Source organism: Chitinophaga eiseniae (genome assembly GCF_900167135.1).
Taxonomy (GTDB): Bacteria; Bacteroidota; Bacteroidia; order Chitinophagales; family Chitinophagaceae; genus Chitinophaga; species Chitinophaga eiseniae.
Genome location: NZ_FUWZ01000003.1, coordinates 640,429 through 659,211, shown reverse-complemented (window position 1 = coordinate 659,211; position 18,783 = coordinate 640,429). Strand labels below are relative to the sequence as shown.

The 18,783-nt window shown below is 51.8% G+C and carries 15 protein-coding genes; all 15 read left to right on the top strand.

What is annotated here, in order from left to right; genetic code table 11:
* Positions 1 to 660 precede the first annotated feature (660 nt).
* The 15 genes from B5D63_RS21645 to nuoI all read left to right on the top strand — a co-directional run bounded on the left by B5D63_RS21645 (position 661) and on the right by nuoI (position 18,774).
* Positions 661 to 1,479, top strand: coding sequence for a hypothetical protein (locus B5D63_RS21645; protein WP_143313028.1), 819 nt, complete (start codon positions 661 to 663; stop codon positions 1,477 to 1,479).
* 275 nt (positions 1,480 to 1,754) lie between these two features.
* Complete coding sequence (locus B5D63_RS21635; protein WP_078670921.1) at positions 1,755 to 2,504, top strand: L,D-transpeptidase family protein; 750 nt, start codon at positions 1,755 to 1,757, stop codon at positions 2,502 to 2,504.
* Between the two features lie 181 nt (positions 2,505 to 2,685).
* On the top strand, positions 2,686 to 3,261 hold the full coding sequence (locus B5D63_RS21630; RefSeq protein WP_078670920.1) for a gluconate 2-dehydrogenase subunit 3 family protein: 576 nt from the start codon (positions 2,686 to 2,688) through the stop codon (positions 3,259 to 3,261).
* Positions 3,262 to 3,337: 76 nt separating this feature from the next.
* Entirely contained in the window at positions 3,338 to 5,035 is a 1,698-nt protein-coding gene (locus B5D63_RS21625; protein WP_078670919.1) for a GMC oxidoreductase, read from the top strand.
* 124 nt (positions 5,036 to 5,159) lie between these two features.
* Positions 5,160 to 6,857, top strand: coding sequence for a GMC oxidoreductase (locus tag B5D63_RS21620; protein ID WP_200817065.1), 1,698 nt, complete (start codon positions 5,160 to 5,162; stop codon positions 6,855 to 6,857).
* Positions 6,858 to 6,957: 100 nt separating this feature from the next.
* Positions 6,958 to 8,766 (top strand): glycoside hydrolase family 35 protein, encoded by a 1,809-nt coding sequence (locus B5D63_RS21615; RefSeq protein WP_078670917.1) that lies wholly within the window; start codon positions 6,958 to 6,960, stop codon positions 8,764 to 8,766.
* 225 nt (positions 8,767 to 8,991) lie between these two features.
* On the top strand, positions 8,992 to 9,435 hold the full coding sequence (locus B5D63_RS21610; protein WP_078670916.1) for a CBS domain-containing protein: 444 nt from the start codon (positions 8,992 to 8,994) through the stop codon (positions 9,433 to 9,435).
* A 223-nt stretch (positions 9,436 to 9,658) separates the two neighbouring features.
* Positions 9,659 to 10,135 carry an NADH-quinone oxidoreductase subunit A gene (locus B5D63_RS21605; protein WP_078670915.1) on the top strand — a complete coding sequence of 159 codons (477 nt, stop codon included), beginning with the start codon at positions 9,659 to 9,661 and terminating at the stop codon, positions 10,133 to 10,135.
* A 47-nt stretch (positions 10,136 to 10,182) separates the two neighbouring features.
* Positions 10,183 to 10,821: an NADH-quinone oxidoreductase subunit B gene (locus B5D63_RS21600; protein WP_078670914.1), complete on the top strand. Its 639-nt coding sequence runs from the start codon at positions 10,183 to 10,185 to the stop codon at positions 10,819 to 10,821.
* Between the two features lie 92 nt (positions 10,822 to 10,913).
* On the top strand, positions 10,914 to 12,659 hold the full coding sequence (nuoC, locus tag B5D63_RS21595; RefSeq protein ID WP_078670913.1) for an NADH-quinone oxidoreductase subunit C/D: 1,746 nt from the start codon (positions 10,914 to 10,916) through the stop codon (positions 12,657 to 12,659).
* Between the two features lie 180 nt (positions 12,660 to 12,839).
* On the top strand, positions 12,840 to 13,304 hold the full coding sequence (gene nuoE, locus B5D63_RS21590; protein ID WP_078670912.1) for an NADH-quinone oxidoreductase subunit NuoE: 465 nt from the start codon (positions 12,840 to 12,842) through the stop codon (positions 13,302 to 13,304).
* Positions 13,305 to 13,321: 17 nt separating this feature from the next.
* Entirely contained in the window at positions 13,322 to 14,602 is a 1,281-nt protein-coding gene (nuoF, locus tag B5D63_RS21585; protein WP_078670911.1) for an NADH-quinone oxidoreductase subunit NuoF, read from the top strand.
* Positions 14,583 to 17,276 carry an NADH-quinone oxidoreductase subunit NuoG gene (gene nuoG / locus B5D63_RS21580; RefSeq protein ID WP_078670910.1) on the top strand — a complete coding sequence of 898 codons (2,694 nt, stop codon included), beginning with the start codon at positions 14,583 to 14,585 and terminating at the stop codon, positions 17,274 to 17,276. The genes nuoF and nuoG overlap by 20 nt, the downstream gene beginning before the upstream one ends.
* A 4-nt stretch (positions 17,277 to 17,280) precedes the next feature.
* The gene (gene nuoH, locus B5D63_RS34725; RefSeq protein WP_143313027.1) at positions 17,281 to 18,234 is read left to right on the top strand and encodes an NADH-quinone oxidoreductase subunit NuoH; all 954 of its coding nucleotides are present in this window, start codon (positions 17,281 to 17,283) and stop codon (positions 18,232 to 18,234) included.
* A 24-nt stretch (positions 18,235 to 18,258) separates the two neighbouring features.
* Complete coding sequence (nuoI, locus tag B5D63_RS34720) at positions 18,259 to 18,774, top strand: NADH-quinone oxidoreductase subunit NuoI (protein WP_143313026.1); 516 nt, start codon at positions 18,259 to 18,261, stop codon at positions 18,772 to 18,774.
* The last annotated feature ends 9 nt before the right edge of the window (positions 18,775 to 18,783 follow it).

Sequence of the window (18,783 nt, the reverse complement as noted above, 5' to 3'; positions counted from 1 at the left end):
AAGCTACAACACATTCAGCCACCTGTACCGCACCGCGAAAAACGCGGTGCGGTTTTTTTTGCCACTGGTGGATGCTGTAAAGTTGCCCTGTTTTGCCATATCTGCGCTTATGGGCTTTTCTATGATGCACAGGTTCCTCCTCGCAGCTATTTTTGTTAATAATTTAATAATATTTGTTTGACAGTAATAATTTTATATATTAGCTGAATATTTATTTATAATATTTTAGCCATGTACTGCACCTGATGCCAATTTCCTGTTGTCTTTAGTAGTGAGAAGGCGAATAAGAACCGTCACACAGAAGAGTCAAACAAACCGATCAGTATAACTAAATACCTATAGCACCGTTCAGATCAACAGGACATTTTTTTTGGATAACATAAAGGATATACTGCCAACAGGCAGATCTATATATCTATGAATGGATGTGCCATCACCTTTGCCTTACGCTTTATGCGGCTTTTAAAAAAAGCCGGCTGCTGCTACAACGTTGCTTCCTTCCCTTTTATAAATAAATAGATTTACGGTATTGTCGTTCGCAATACTCTTATTATTAATTATAAACACATATAATATTTTACTATTAATTATTATTTTTAATACGAATTGTTGAAGCTTCTTAAAACAAATTATTTAATTTTATAATGTAAAAGAATGATTATGATACTATATGTAAAAAAACAAATGACCACCTGTGCCTTATTGTTTGCATCCGTAGTGTTGGCTTCTGCTTTCAGGGCAGATAAAGATACTCCCGGCGGCACCTATCTCTCTAAAATATCCTCCCCGGCAGGAAAAACGACATTGGAATACAGTCCGGACAAGACACTCCGTAAAATTACACAGGTGCACCAGTCAGGAGGGGAGTCCTGGCTGAGCATACAGCTGCCGGTATATGAAAACGGCCGGCTGGTTAAAACGCTCTCCACAGACGATGCAACTGCACAGACGGGCGATCTGGACGCTACCTATTCCTATGGCCCCGGTGGCAACCAGCTGCAGCTTATCCGCTATTACCGCAGTAACGCGGTGTACATGACCGATTCCATCGTATATAACACGGATGGGAAAATCGCTGCCCGGTACCATCAGACAGTTAACCCTGCAAAGAGACAGCTGGAAACCAGCGGTTATCAGCTGTATGCCTGGGACAACGAGGGAAATGTGACACAAATGGAGAACTATGGTAAAGTACCGGGGTACAGCAGCTTCCAGCTGACTTCCACCGTTACCTACACCTACGATCGCCAGCAGAACCCGCAACAGCTCTGCCCGGACCTGGCTTACCTGATGGACATTACCCCGGCCAACCTGTCGGCCCACAATGTATTATCTGAAACCATCAGTACCGCACATGCTTCCCGCAGCTACACCCATACCTATACCTACGCCTACAATGCCAGCAAATACCCGGTACGGGGCACCTTTCGCAACGGAATGGACGAAGGAACTGTTAAACTGGAATGGACTAAGCTCTGAGGATAACAATATTCGCGTAACTTTACAGGAACAATATTCTTATTAACTGTTTCGTTTTTTATGAGCATACAAACACTGTTTGGCATACTGTTTCTGTTAGGCGGGATTTTTCAGGCATTCACGGCCATATTGATTTATCAGGGGCACAAGCACTATATATTGAAGATAGCCAACAGGAAAGTAAGCCTGGTGATATATTTCATTTTATCACTCTTATTGTTTTATCTTGCCTACATAAATCTGGTGTAATTCTTAAAATTTTGTGAAAATCTGATATGAAGAGACTTGTTGTTTTGGCTATGTTGTTGTTGGGAGCAGGTACCCTCTCCGCACAACAGTCTTTCCTGGATAACCAGAAAATGTTCCCTAAAGTAGGGGAGGCTTACCGGGAAAAAGAAGAATTGCTGAAAAAGGAGTTTGAGAAAAAAGGACTCACTTATCCCGCCAAATACATTTTTGTCCGTTCTTTCAAGCTGGACAGTGAAATGGAAATATGGGTAAAAAATAGTGTGGCCGATACGTTCCGCCTGTTTAAATCGTACCGGGTATGTACCCTGTCCGGCAAAATGGGGCCTAAAAGGAAAGAAGGCGACCGTCAGGTACCGGAAGGATTCTATTATATCAACGATTTCAACCCGAACAGCAACTATCACCTGTCGCTCGGTATCAACTACCCTAACTTTTCCGACCGCATCCTGAGCGATCCGAAAAAGCCGGGTGGAGAAATCTACATCCATGGCGATTGTATCACAGTAGGCTGTATTCCGCTGACCAACGAATTTATCGATGAAGTGTACATCCTGGCCGTAAACGCAAAAAATGCAGGGCAGGACTTTATCCCCGTACACGTATTCCCCGTAAAGTTCGGCAATAGCCGGTCTATGGAGTACCTGGGCAACTTCTCCCTGACAGACAACACTTCCAAACAGTTCTGGACGGAGCTGAAAACAGCATACGACTATTTTGAGCGGCACCACCGCCTGCCGGTAGTTCTGGTGGACGACAGAGGCAAATATATTATGTAGGCCGGGAGGCAATCCTGACCATTGATACTATAAAACGAAGATCCGGGCATATAATAAATTGCCCGGATCTTCGTTTTTTTCAACGATCCTGCGTCCATCACGCGTATTTCATCATTATTCTATTTGTTTTTTAGATTTTTTTTTTGAAACTTGTCCAAAGGTCAAATCAATATACTATTTTATGCACAGAAGAGACGCAATCAGGAATGTGGCGATTTTGTTGGGGACTGCCATTTCCGCTTCCACGTTATCAGCATTAGAAAGCTGCACCGGTTCCGCACCGAAAAATTATGATTTGCACAAGCCTGAAACGAAAGCGTTACTGGCTGAAATAGCGGAAACCATTATACCCACTACCAGTACTCCCGGTGCTAAAGCCGCCAAGGTCGATGAATTCATTGTGGTGATGATGAACGATTGCTACAAGAAAAGCGACCAGGAAGTATTCCTCGATGGCCTGAAGAAAATCGACGCTGCCAGCCAGCAACAGTTCAAAAAGAACTTCATGGAGATCAGCCCTGAGCAACGTACCGAATTGCTGACCCGGATCGATAAGGAGCGCGTGGAGTACAACAAACGAAAAGACAAGAAAGAAGGTGATCCAACACACTATTTCCAGTACCTGAAAGAGCTGACCCTGCTGGGTTACTTCACTTCCAAAGAAGGCGCTACACAGGCGTTACGCTATGTGCCGGTACCCGGTAAGTACGAAGGCTGCATCCCCTACAAAAAAGGTGACAAGGCGTGGGCCATTTAGGCTGCCCTGGCAGACAGACGGAATGGCTGGCATACGCCGGTCTGTATCTTTCTTTTCAAACCCATAACGACTTCCCATGAACTTAAATATCAAAGCACAGGAGCAAAACACCTACGATGCCATCGTCATCGGCTCCGGTGTAAGCGGTGGCTGGGCTGCCAAAGAGCTCTCCGAAAAAGGACTGAAGGTATTGATGCTGGACCGTGGCAAGAAACTGGAACACGTGAAGGACTACGAAACGGCGACCAAAGACCCCTGGGAATTTACCCACCGGGGCCGTATCACCGTAGACCAGCGGGAAACCCATCCCAAACTGAGCCGTGACTACCCTTATAGCGAACACAACGAAAAATACTGGATCAACGATTCCGAAAGTCCGTACAACGAAGTAAAACGCTTCGACTGGTACCGTCCGGACATCGTAGGCGGCAAATCCATCATGTGGGGCCGTCAGTCCTACCGCCTGAGCGACATCGACTTTGAAGCCAACCTGAAAGACGGTATCGCTGTCGACTGGCCGATCCGTTATAAAGATATTGCCCCCTGGTACGATTACGTGGAGAAATTCGCTGGTATCAGCGGCACGAGAGAAGGGCTGCCCCAGCTGCCCGACGGCCAGTTCATGCCCGCCATGGAAATGAACTGCGTGGAAAAAGATGTGAAAGCGGCCGTTGAAAGCAAATACAAAGGCCGTATCATCACCATGGGCCGCGTGGCCAACATCACCAAGCCTCTGCCCGGCCGCGAAAGCTGCCAGTTCCGTAACCTGTGCAGCCGCGGATGTCCGTTCGGCGCCTACTTCAGCACCCAGTCGTCTACCTTGCCGGCCGCCATGGCTACCGGCAACCTGACGCTTCGTCCTGATTCGATCGTCAACTCCGTTATCTACGACGAAAAACAAGGCAAAGCCACCGGTGTAAGAGTGATCGACAAACACACCAAAGAAATGGTGGAATACTACGCCAAGATCATCTTCATCAACGGCTCTACCCTCGGTTCCACCTTCGTGATGCTCAACTCCACCTCTTCCCGTTTCCCGAACGGACTCGGCAACGACAGTGGCGTACTGGGCAAATACCTGATGGACCACCACTTCCGTACAGGCGCCTCCGGCACTGCGGAAGGCTACGACGATAAATACTTCTTCGGTCGCCGCGCCAACGGTATCTACGTGCCCCGTTACCGCAACATCGGTAGCGATAAACGCGACTACCTCCGCGGTTTCGGGTACCAGGGCGGCGCCAGCCGTGGAGGCTGGAGCCGTGGCATCGCTGAAATGGGCGTGGGTAAAGATTTCAAAGAGATGCTGACCGAACCAGGCAAATGGAGCATGGGCCTCGGCGGCTTCGGCGAATGCCTGCCCTACGAAGACAACGTGGTGACCCTCGATACCTCCGTGAAAGACGCATGGGGACAGCCGGTGTTGAAATTTGATGCCGAATTCAAGGAAAACGAAAAGAAAATGCGCGTGGACATGATGAACGACGCTGCCGAAATGCTGGAAGCGGCCGGTCTCAAAAACGTGAAAACATACGATAACGGCTCTTATCCGGGGATGGCCATCCATGAAATGGGTACCGCCCGCATGGGCCGCGATCCGAAAACTTCCGTGCTCAACGGCTTCAACCAGATGCACGCAGTGAAAAACGTGTTTGTAACAGACGGCTCCTGCATGACCTCCGCGGCCTGCGTAAACCCGTCTCTCACTTACATGGCCCTCACCGCCCGCGCTGTTGACTACGCCGTGAAAGAACTGAAGAAAGGCAACATCTGATTATTTGATTATCGACATATTGATCATTTAATTTTTGATTTAGTAAAATTTAGGGAAAACTGAAATGCAGCGGTGTCACTCGCTGCATTTCAATTTTTGAATCCTCACTACACCCAACATTATCATGAATCTCAATATAAAAGCGACAAAGGAAAATACCTACGACGCCATCGTGGTAGGCTCCGGCATCAGCGGTGGCTGGGCCGCCAAAGAACTCACAGAGAAAGGCTTAAAGACACTGGTGCTGGAAAGAGGCCGTAACGTGGAGCATATCAAGGACTATACCACCGCCACCATGGACCCCTGGGAATTCAAACACCACCTGCAAACCAGCAACGAGATGCGGGAAAATCATCCCATCCAGAGCCGGTGTTACGCATTTGACGAAGCTACCCAGCAATTTTGGGTGAACGATAAAGAAAACCCGTACAACGAGGTGAAACCGTTCAACTGGCTGCGTGGCTACCATGTAGGTGGCCGCTCCATCATGTGGGGCCGCCAGGTATACCGCTGGAGCGATCTCGATTTTGAAGCCAACGCCAAAGATGGTCACGGCGTCGACTGGCCGATCCGCTATAAAGACATCGCTCCCTGGTACAGCTACGTAGAGAAATACATCGGCGTAAGCGGACAGGCGGAAGGACTACCGCAACTGCCCGACGGCGTTTTCCTGCCCGCCATGGAGATGAACTGCCTGGAGAAACACGTCGCCGCCCGTATCAAGGAGAAATACAACGACCGCATCATGACCATCGGTCGGGCTGCCCATCTCACCAAAGGACTGAATAACCGCGGACCCTGCCAATACCGCAGTATGTGCGCCCGCGGATGCCCGTTCACCGGCTATTTCAGCAGCAACGGCGTTACCCTGCCTGCCGCTGCCGCCACCGGCAACCTCACCCTGCGCCCGGATTCCATCGTACTGGAAGTCCTGTACGATAAAGATAAAAGCAAAGCGACCGGTGTAAGGGTCATGGATGCCCATACCCTGCAAACCGTGGAATACTACGCTAATATCATCTTCCTGAATGCCTCTACACTGGGTACGTCCTGGATCATGCTCAATTCCGTTTCCGACCGCTTCCCGAACGGTTTTGGCAACGACAGCGGACAGCTGGGCCACAACCTGATGGACCACCACTTCGGCGTAGGCGCCGGCGGTGAATTTGACGGCTTCGAAGATCAATACCACGGCGCCGGCCGCAGGCCCAACGGTATCTATATTCCCCGCTTCCGTAACGTGAACGAGCATACGAAGCAGAAAGACTACGTCCGTGGCTTCGGCTACCAGGGCGGCGCCGGCAGAGGCAGAGGCGAAAGCTTCGACGGTATCGGCGTGGCACTGAAGGAAGCACAGACAGGCCTCGGCAAATGGAGCATGGGCATAGGCTCATGGGGCGAGCATCTGCCTTACTTCGAAAACAAAGTATCACTCAACAAAGAGAAAAAAGATAAATACGGCCTGGCTACCCTCGATATCGACTGCGAATTCAAGGAGAACGAAAAAGCCATGCGTAAAGACATGCAGGAGAGCGCCAAAGAAATGCTGGAAGCAGCCGGACTGAAAAACGTTCACGGTTATGACTCCGCACCACCTCCGGGCCACTGTATCCACGAAATGGGCACCGCCAGAATGGGTAAAGACCCAAAAACGTCCGTGCTCAATGGTTTCAACCAGGTACATGCCGCCAAAAACGTGTTCATCACCGATGGCTCCTGTATGGCGTCTTCTTCCTGCGTAAACCCCTCTATCACTTACATGGCGCTGACTGCAAGAGCCTGCGACCATGCGTTGAGCGAACTGAAGAAAGGAAACATCTAGGAATAACGATCTTATTATTAATACCCGTGAAGACCCTGGCAGTAACATCTGTCCGGGTCTTCATTTTTTTGGATACATTGCAACCGCTTAACAGTGAACCATGAAAAAAACAATTCTCGCACTCGCTTTGTCCTGTTGCATCGGACAAGTTGTGTCTGCACAACAAAAACATACTTTTGCGCTCAGCAAGTCCGAATTTCTCCTGGACGGCAAACCGTACCAGATGATCAGCGGAGAGATGCATCCGGCGCGTATCCCGCAGGAATATTGGCGTCATCGCATTAAAATGACCAAAGCGATGGGCTGTAACACTATCGCCGCTTATGTGTTCTGGAACTACCACGAGCCGGAAAAAGGACAGTTCGATTTCAGCAGCGGTAATCACAACATTGCCGAATTTATCCGTATCGCACAGCAGGAAGGAATGTGGGTGATCCTGCGCCCCGGTCCGTACGTGTGCGCGGAATGGGAGTTCGGCGGGCTGCCGCCGTACCTGCTGCAGACGCCTGATATCAAAGTACGGTGTATGGACCCGCGTTATATGGAAGCGGTGGGAAGGTACGTGACACGCCTGGCAGCAGAAGTAAAGCCGTTGCTGGTAACGCAGGGCGGCCCTGTCGTGATGATGCAGATTGAAAACGAATACGGCAGTTATGGTAATGACAAAAACTACCTGCAGGCGTTAAAAAACCTGTGGGTAAGGAATGGCATCGACATCCCTTTTTATACGGCTGACGGTCCTACCGCTTACATGCTGGAAGCAGGTACAGTGGAAGGCGCCGCTATCGGATTGGATTCCGGTGGATCTGAAGCTGATTTCGCAGCGGCTAAAAAACAAAATCCCGATGTACCGGCCTTCAGCAGCGAATCTTATCCCGGCTGGCTGACACACTGGGGCGAAGGCTGGCAGCGTCCGGGGGCGGAAGGTATTGTGAAAGAGGTGAAATTCCTGATGGACACCAAACGTTCCTTTAACCTGTACGTGATCCATGGCGGTACCAATTTCGGGTACACCGCCGGCGCCAATTCCGGTGGCAAAGGATACGAGCCCGACGTGACCAGTTACGATTATGATGCGCCGATCAACGAGCAGGGAAGGGCCACCCCCAAATACGAAGCCTTGCGCCGGTTGCTGGCTTCCTATCTCCCGAAGGGAAAAAAATTACCCCCTGTGCCGGCTCCTGTCCCGGTGATCAGTTTCCCGGAAGTGACCCTGACGCCCTTTACCAGCGTGTGGGACCATCTTCCCCAGGCGGTACATGACGTACAACCCCGTCCTTTTGAGGCTTATGGCCAGGACTACGGCTTTATGCTGTATAAAACCACCCTCATCGGCCATAAAAGCGGAAAACTCGTGATCAGGGACCTCCATGACTATGCCACAGTGTTCCTCAACGGCCGGTATATTGGGAAAATAGACCGCAGGCTGGGAGAGAAGTCCATCGAGCTGCCGAAAACGGACGTGGCCAACCCCATACTGGAAGTGCTGGTGGAAGGCATGGGCCGCATCAATTTTGCCGAAGGTATCATCGACCGGAAAGGCATTACAGAACGGGTGACGCTCAACGGTATGACGCTGATGAACTGGGAAATTTACGGGCTGCCGCTGACAGAAAAGGACATCGCCGGACTTACCGCCTCTTCCGGCAACACCGGCAAGGCCGGGCAGTTCTTCAAAGGCTCGTTCTCCCTCACCCAAACCGGAGATACGTATATCGACGTATCCGCCTGGAAAAAAGGAATTGTTTGGGTAAACGGGCATAACCTGGGCCGTTATTGGGAGATAGGCCCTCAGCACCGCCTGTATTGCCCCGCTTCCTGGCTGAAGAAAGGGGAAAATGAGATTGTGGTGATGGACCTGCACCAGGATAAGCCGGCGGCTGTAAAAGGGCTGGAAACACTGTATTAACAATATACTATTTCGTTATTCAAAGCCCGGACGATTCCATGGTCCGGGCTTTTTCATGAAAACAAACTGAATAAATCGCCCCGGAACGCGGGCATATTTCATTCCTTCGGCTGTAACCCGGCACCACAGCTCCGTTAGAATTCCCCCTTGATTTTACCGGTTAAATTACTTAACTTAGGTAAACTTGGTTTTTCACATTTTCTAACTTTCTAAATTAGGCTTGCCATGGGAAAAGTACGCAATATCCTGCAGGGCAAGGGTCATGCAGTTTACTCTATCCGACCAGACAACACCGTTTTTGAAGCCCTGCAGATGCTGGTTGACCGTAATGTTGGCGCACTCACCGTAGTAGACGAAGATGACAGATTCCTGGGGATCTTTTCAGAACGGGATTATGCCCGCAGAGTTATTTTAAAAGGTCGTGCTTCCAAGGAAACACTGATCCGTGAAATTATGACAGAGCGTCCGATCACTGTCACAGAAGATGATTCCATCGAAGACTGTATGGTGAAGATGACAGACAAACGTATCCGTCACCTGCCTGTTACCGACGCGCAGGGAAGACTGATCGGCCTTATTTCCATTGGAGACGTGGTGAAATTTATCATAGACGATCAGCGCCATATCATCACCAGTCTTGAATGTTATATTACAGGAACGCACACCTGATCAGACAAAACAATTTTGTTTTTTTGCCGGATTGTTTGTAATTTCAGATTAACATATAGCCTATACCGTTATGAGGTTTCTGACGTTATGATAACTAACTATGAAACAATATTTTCTTCCTGCCCCAAAACGGTTTTGATAAAGACACAATTCTTTAAAAGCAGACTCAAAAGATTGGTAATAAACGGAACTTTAAAGTCAATCGCTCGGGAGGGCGAACACCTTGCAAAGCGCTGTTAATGATACCATCCCTGTTTGGCCATTTGTAGCATATGGCGGCATAGTATTGATACTGGTAAGTCTCATACTGGCATTGTCGTATGTGCTCGGACAACGCCATAAAGACCGTGCTACCGGTGAAGCATATGAATCCGGTATCGTTTCCACGGGCTCCGCACGACTTCGCTTCCCCTCTCAATTCTACCTGATTGCGATGCTGTTTGTCATTTTTGACATTGAAACAGTGCTGATCATTTCCTGGGCCATCGCCTACCAGGAAGTGGGATGGGTAGGCTTCGCAGGCGTATCCGTATTTATTCTCATCCTACTGGCCGTGTTGATATACGAGTGGCGGAATGGTGCGCTGGACTTTGGTCCGGATGGCCGGAAAATTTTACGCGCATACAAGAAACGCAAAAAGGAAAGCCAGGCACACAACGATGCTTTTACGCAGCTCCAACAGCCACAGGCCATGACCTAACACCGTATGCTCCGTGCTCATTTGTTCAACAGTAACACCTGCATGATATGAAATGGTGGTTAACAAAAGCCGGGGACCCCGCTGGAAAAGTAGCTGGTAATACCTCCATGGAAGACGTGGTGCAACAAAGCCTGGTATTTACCAGCGTAGAACGCCTCCTCGGCTGGGGACGGCAGAACTCCATGTGGCCCTTTCACTTCGGATTATCCTGTTGTTTTGTGGAGATGGCCACCGCCATGACACCCAAATACGACCTCGCCCGCTTCGGCGCGGAGGTGATCCGCGGCACCCCCCGCGAAGCAGACGTGATGATCATTGCAGGCACCGTATTCATCAAAATGGCGCCCGTCATCAAACGCCTTTATGAACAAATGATGGAACCCCGCTGGGTCATCTCCATGGGCTCCTGTGCCAACTCCGGCGGTATGTACGATATCTACAGCGTAGTACAGGGCGTGGATAAATTTCTGCCGGTAGATGTATATGTGCCCGGATGCCCGCCACGGCCGGACGCTTTCATGCAGGGGCTGCTCCTGCTGCGCGACAGCGTAGGCAAAGAACAACGGCCGCTTAGCTGGGTCATCGGCGACCAGGGCGTAATACGCCCGGAAAAAACATCCCAGCGGGAACGGCTGCACGATCAAAGACAACAAATGACACAGTTTAAAACACCTGACGAAATATAAATCTATTTACTAACAGTAACGGATATATGAATAATACTTAAAAGTAACGAATCAATAATCATCCTGTCCCTCACAGTCAAACTTAATACGCCATGCCAGAGAGCATTGTAGCGGAATTAAGCTCCCGTTTCGGCGAAGATACCATCAAGCCATTAACCACACGGGATGAGACGCCCACCCTCAGGACGCCACAGGAGAAGATTGTGGCCATACTACAATACCTTAAGTCAGAAATCAAAATGCCTTTTCGTATGCTCTATGACCTTACGGCCATTGATGAGCGTGCGTACAAAAAAGAGCAGAACGGCCACAAGCCCTGCGATTTCACATTGGTATACACGCTCTTCTCCTTCGACAGAAATCTGTTTCTGCGCCTGAAAGTCGGCCTCCACGGCGAATTCCCTTCCCAGGACACCATCACCCACCTATGGCCCGCCGCCAACTGGTATGAAAGGGAAGTGTACGACATGTTCGGCATCCGGTTCAACGGCCATCCCCATCTGCAACGTATCCTGATGCCCCGCACCTGGCAGGGCTACCCCCTCCGCAAGGAACATCCCGCCCGCGCCACCGAAATGGGCCCCTTCAAACTCTTCGATGAAAAAGTGGACAAAGAACAGCACGCACTGCAGTTCAGCCCCGAAGAATGGGGCCTGAAGCGACATAGCGACGATGCCGACTTTATGTTCCTTAACATCGGTCCCCAGCACCCCGGCACACATGGCGTGTTACGCATTATCCTGCAGCTGGACGGTGAAAATATCATCGACGCCGTACCGGATATCGGCTTCCATCACCGCGGCGCCGAAAAAATGGGGGAACGGCAGTCCTGGCATACCTATATCCCCTATACCGATCGCATCGACTATCTCGGTGGCGTCAACAACAACCTGGCTTACCTGCTGGCCGTGGAAAAACTCGGCGGCATCGATGTGCCGCTGCGCGCCCAGGTGATCCGCATCATGCTCTGCGAACTGTTCCGCATCGCCAGCCACCTCGTTTGGTATGGCACCTTCGCCCAGGACCTCGGCCAGCTGTCGCCCGTATTCTATATGTTCACAGACAGAGAAAGGGTATTCGAAATCATCGAAGCTATCTGCGGCGGCCGCATGCACCCCAACTGGTTCCGCATAGGAGGCGTGGCGCAGGACCTGCCCAAAGGCTGGGATACGCTGGTCAGGAATTTTGTGGACTACTTCCCGCGCAAACTGCGGGAGTACGATAAGATGGTGATGAAAAACTATCTGTTTAAAGTACGCACCAAAGGAATTGGTATATATACGCTCGAAGAAGCCATAGAGTGGGGCGTTACAGGCCCGGGGCTGCGTGCCTGCGGCCTCGAATGGGACCTGCGCAAGAAAAGGCCCTATGGCGGCTACGAAAACTTCGCTTTCGAGGTCCCGGTCGCTCACAATGGTGATTGTTACGACCGCGCGGTAGTACGGGTGGAAGAAATGAGGCAGAGCCTCCGCATTGTACAGCAATGCCTGGAATATATGCCTGCCGGCGATTTTAAATCGCACCACCCGTTGGCTACCCCGCCGGTGAAACAACATACCATGCACGACATCGAAACGCTCATACACCACTTCCTCAACGTTAGCTGGGGACCGGTTATCCCGCCTGGCGAAGCCATGGTATGCACCGAAGCGACCAAAGGGTGGAACAGCTATTACCTGGTCAGCGATGGAAATACCGGCGCCTACCGCACCCGTATCCGCACACCGTCATTCCCCCATATGCAGATGATACCACTCATCAGTAAAGGATATACCGTGGCAGACCTGCTGTCGATACTGGGAGGAATGGACTATGTGCTGGCTGATATAGACCGGTAGGGATTTTTTGATTTTTTGATTTTTTGATTTTGGGATTTGGGGATCGGGACTTGGAATGTAGTTGTTTGGTTACCGGAATATAACTGTTCGGCCATCGAAATATTGGATTAGAAGTACAAATACACACGCAACAAAATATCAAAATAACAAAATAACAAAATTTAAAAATCCGTAAATGACATGTTGTCCGCTATCGAAATAGAGAAAATTTCACACGAGCTCCGGCACGTACCGGTGAAAAAAGCCGCCTGCATCGAAGCGCTTAAGATAGTACAGCAGGAACGGCGCTGGATATCCGACGAAAGTGTGGCGGATATCGCTGCGATGCTGGAAATGAGCACCGCAGAGGTGGACAGCGTGGCGACTTTTTACAACCTCATCTTCCGCCAGCCGGTAGGCCGGCACATTATCCTGCTGTGCGACAGTATCAGCTGCTACGTGATGGGATATACGGTATTACGGCAGCGGTTACACGAAATATTGCTGATCGGCTACGGGCAGACGACCGCCGACGAGCGGTTTACCCTGCTGCCCAACGCCTGCCTCGGCACCTGCGACCATGCGCCGGCACTCATGATAGACGATGACTTGTACCGCGACCTTCAACCGGCAGATCTCGAACAAATACTGGAAAAATATCATTAAAACCAATCTGACATACAATGGAAAGACCACTCACACAACATATTCCTGATAACGGCGCTGCCCTGCATCTCCGGGAGTACGAAGCCGTGGGTGGTTATTCCGCCCTGCGTAAAGCATTGCGGGATATGGAGCCGGCGCAGGTCAGCACGCTGGTCAAAGAGGCCAACCTCAAAGGCCGCGGCGGCGCCGGTTTTGCCACCGGGATGAAATGGAGCTTTGTGCCCATGAATGTACCCGGCCCGAAATACCTGATCGCCAACGCAGACGAAATGGAGCCAGGCACCTTTAAAGATCGCTGGCTGCTGGAGGGAAACCCGCACCAGCTGCTGGAAGGCATGATACTGGCGTCCTATGCTATTCAGGCTACCGACGCTTTTGTCTTCCTACGCTGGGCTTATAAAGATGCGGCCCGCGAAATGCGGCAGGCTATCGCCGACGCCTATACGGCGGGTTACCTGGGGAAAAATATCCTTGGCAGCGATTTTAGCCTTGAAATGCAGCTGCATACCGGTGTAGGCAGGTATATGTGCGGCGAGGAGACGGCCCTGCTCAACTCGCTGGAGGGCAAACGCGCTACTCCCCGCGCCAAGCCGCCATTCCCGCAGGTAAGCGGGCTGTTTGGAAAACCTACCATCGTCAACAACGTAGAAACCCTCAGCTGGATTTCCCATATCGTCAATAACGGCGAAGCATGGTTTAAATCCCTGAGTCATACCGCCGACGGAGGTACGAAAATTTATGGCGTCAGTGGCAGGGTCAACAAGCCCGGTGCATGGGAACTGCCAATGGGTATTACTATGCGCGAACTATTGGAAGAACATGCAGGCGGCATGCGCAACGGCTACCGCTTCCGTGGCGCCCTGCCCGGTGGCGCATCCACTGATTTTCTGACTGATGCCCATCTGGATGTGAAGATGGACTTCGCTGGCGTGGCTGCCGCAGGCAGCAGACTGGGTACCGGCACGATGGTCGTGCTGGACGATCACACGTGCCCCGTCGGTTTTGTGCATAACCTCGAACATTTTTTCGCACAGGAGTCATGCGGCTTCTGTACGCCCTGCCGGGAGGGACTGCCCTGGACGGAAAAGATATTATGGTCACTGGAAAATGGTACCGGCGAACCATCAGACCTGGAACTACTGGAGAGGCATGCCAGACTGCTGGGGCCCGGCAACACCTTCTGCGCGCTGGCGCCGGGAGCCATGGAGCCTCTGCAGAGCGCCCTGAAATACTTCAGGGAGGATTTTGAACAACATATCAAAGAAAAAAAATGCCCGTATGCCCATCATCAACATTGATAATATCCCGTATGAGGTGAAGGAAGGCAAAAACCTGCTGGAAGCATGTTTGTCGCTCGGCCTCAACCTGCCCTATTTCTGCTGGCACCCGGCCCTCGGCTCGGTAGGAGCCTGCCGTCAGTGTGCCGTCAAAATCTTCAAAGACCAAGAGGATACCCGCGGTAAACTGATGATGGCTTGTATGGAGCCGGTGAGGGATGGTATGCGTTTGTCCGTCAACGATAGTGACGCCGTGGCTTTCCGGGGCCATGTGATCGGCTGGCTGATGACCAACCATCCGCATGACTGTGCCGTATGCGACGAAGGCGGCTCCTGCCACCTGCAGGATATGACGGTCATGACCGGCCACGCTTACCGCGATTACCATTTCTCGAAAAGGACTTATCGCAACCAGCAGCTGGGACCTTTTATCAACCATGAAATGAACCGTTGCATCCAGTGCTATCGTTGCGTACGGTTTTATAAAGACTTTGCCGGCGGAAAAGACCTCGATGTTTTTGCGGCGCACAACCACGTTTATTTTGGCCGTCAGCAGGATGGTACGCTGGAAAGTGAATTCAGCGGCAACCTGGTAGAGGTGTGCCCTACCGGCGTATTCACCGATAAAACACTCAAACAGCATTATACCCGCAAGTGGGACCTGACGACAGCGCCGTCCATCTGTCAGGGTTGCGGCCTCGGTTGCAACATCATCGCGGGCGAACGTTACGGTTCCCTGCGGCAGATCACCAACCGCTACAACGGGGCGGTCAACGGTTATTTCCTCTGCGATCGTGGCCGGTATGGCTATGAGTTCGTTAACAGTAAAGACCGTATCCGTGAGCCACTGGTGGTACATTCACCGGACGACAAGGCCAACGGGCTGCCGGTGCTGCAACATGTGCGGAACCGGATGAAGCCGGGTAAGGTGATCGGCATCGGCTCCCCGCGGGCCTCTGTAGAATCCAACTATGTGCTGAAGGAGCTGGTGGGAGCAGACAACTTTTATATCGGTATCGGGGAAACGGAGCATGAGCTGGTCCGCCTGATGCTGAAACTGCTGCAGGAAGGCCCGGTGCGGTCAGCCTCCATGCAGGAGGCTGCTGCAGCCGACGCTGTGGTGATATTAGGTGAAGACCTCACCAATACCGCCCCGATGATGGCGCTGTCTGTACGCCAGGCCATACGGCGTATGCCGGTGGAACACGCCATCAGCAGCATCCACATGCCTGCCTGGCAGGATGCGGCAGTGCGGGAGGCGGTGCAGGACGACAAAGGGCTGCTCTTTATCCTGAATGTAGTGGAAACCAAACTCGATGAACTGGCTACCGGCGTCTATCATACCGCGCCAGATAATATTGCGCGTATAGCCTTTGCTGTTAGTCACCTGTTGGACGGTACCTTACCGGAAGTAACCGGCATGTCGGAGGAAGGGAAACAGGCGGCTGCTACCATCGCTGCTGCGCTCAGGGGGGCGAAGAGGCCGCTGGTAATAGCCGGCTATGGAGGCGGTAGCGAACAGGTGATCAGGGCTGCGGCCAACCTGGCCTGGGCCCTGAAACAGCAGGGCGCTGACGCCATGCTCTCTTTTACCGTACCGGAATGTAACAGCATGGGCCTGGAAATGCTGGGCGGCCATCGCCTGGAATCAGCAGTAGACGCAGTGCTGAATGGCAGCGCGGAGACAGTGCTGGTGCTGGAGAATGACCTGTACCGCCGGCTGGACCTCCATACGGCCAACCAGTTCTTTAACCACTGCAGGGAAGTGATCGTGCTAGATCATCTGCATAACCCCACTACTGAAAGAGCCAACATCGTACTGCCCGCAGGTACTTTCGCAGAAGCTGACGGCACGCTGGTCAACAATGAGGGCCGCGCCCAGCGCTTTCTGCAGGTGTTCCACCCGCAGGGCGCCATACAGGAAAGCTGGCGCTGGCTGCTGCAGCTGGCAGACCTGTGCGGGCATACTTCCCTTCGTTCCCTGCTGCACTACGACGATCTGCTCAAAGCCATCGCAGCACAATACCCGGTATTTACCAGCATCGATACCATCACGCCGCCGGCAGATTTCCGGATCGCCGGCCAGAAAATACCCAGGGAACCTCACCGCTACAGTGGCCGTACCGCCATGCAGGCCAATGTAAACGTCAGCGAACCCAAACCGGCAGAAGATGCTGACACCGCCCTGTCTTTCACGATGGAAGGGTACCGGGGAGAACCGCCTTCTTCCGTGATCCCCTTCTTCTGGGCGCCAGGCTGGAACTCGGTGCAGTCCGTCAACAAATACCAGGTGGAAACCGGTGGCTCCCTGCACGGCGGCAACCCCGGCAAACGCCTGCTGGAACCTAACGTAAACGGTCAAACGAAATTTTATACTAACATCCCCGACCCGTTCATCCCGGTAGGTGGGCACCTGCTGCTGGTACCGCTATACCATATTTTCGGATCGGAAGAACTGAGCATTCATACGCCGGGCATCGCCCAGCGGATGCCTGCTCCCTATATCATGCTGCACAGCGAAGACGCACATCGTTTTCAGGTAGCAGCAGGACATCTGCTTTATTTCATGGATAACGGACATCAGTACGCGCTGCCGGTCGTCATCAACGATACCCTGCAAAAAGGAGCCGCCGGCATCCCGGTAGGGCTGCCGCATATGCAGGTGGCAGAAGCGCCGCAGCTGGTTAAAATTTAAAACTATGATAAACGCCTGGTGGATCATCGGAGGAGTACTCTTCGTACTGTTAAATACAGCAGCCGGACTGATATGGCTGGAACGCAGGATGCTGGCCCTGTGGCAGGACCGATACGGCCCCAACAGGGCCGGCCCCTTCGGACTGTTTATCGTATTGGCAGACACGCTGAAACTGTTTTTTAAGGAAGACTGGATCCCACCGTTTGCCGACAAAGTAGTGTTTGTATTTGCACCGGCCGTAGTAGTGGCCAGCGTATTGATGAGTTTTGTGATCGTGCCGTTTGCACCGAACATCGTAGTGGCGGACCTCAACATCGGCATTCTCTTTTTCCTGGCCATGTCGTCACTCGGTGTGTACAGCATCGTACTGGGAGGCTGGGCATCCAACAACAAATACGCCCTGCTGGGCGCTATGCGGGGCGCTTCTCAGATGATCAGCTATGAAGTGTTCATGGGGCTGGCGCTCATGGGCGTAGTGGTGCTCAGCGGCAGCTTTAACCTGCGGGAGATCGTGGAGGCGCAGCGTACGGTATGGTTTATCGTACCGCAACTGCTGGGGTTTCTCATTTTTATGGTGGCAGGTATAGCCGAAACACACCGGTTGCCATTTGATATACCCGAAGCAGAAAGTGAACTGGTGGCAGGTTTTCACTCAGAATATTCCGGGATGAAATTCGGGATGTTCTTTATCGGTGAATACCTGGGTGTAACGCTGATCTCCGCCATGGTGGTGACGCTGTACTTCGGAGGCTGGCTGGGACCTGCCTTCCTGCCGCCGGTGGTGTGGTTTGCGGTTAAAACATTTGCTTTTATCTCCCTGTTCATCCTGCTGCGGGCGTCCATGCCCAGGCCGCGGTATGACCAGCTGATGGAATATGGTTGGAAAGTATTGTTTCCGTTGTCGTTGCTCAACCTGTGGGTGACCGCGGCGATCAAACTCTGGTTAGTATCCAAATAACTGAATATTAAAATATCCAAGTGTATGTTTAGTCTATTGCGCAGTATGTGGCTCGTGTTTCTGCATATGTTCCATAAGCGGGACACCTACCAGTATCCCGAACAGAAAGCGCCATTGCCGGCACGTTGGAGAGGACGTATCGCCCTCACACGGGACCCGGACGGTGATGAACGTTGTGTGGGCTGTTACCTCTGTGCCGCCGCCTGTCCGGTGGACTGTATCTCTTTACAGGCAACAGAAGATGAACACGGGCGCCGCTACCCGGAATTTTTCCGGATCAATTTTTCCCGCTGCATCTTCTGCGGATTCTGTGAAGAAGCCTGTCCCACCTACGCTATACAGCTCCTGCCCGATTTTGAAATGGCCGAGTACGACCGTCAGAACCTGGTATATGAAAAGCATGACCTGCTGATACCCAGTCAGGGTAAATACCCGGGATATAACTATTACAAGATCGCCGGTCTGGCTATTAAGAACAAAGACAAAGGGGAAGCCGAACAAGAAGAACCACCGGTAGATATCAAAAGCCTGTTACCATAAACTGAAATA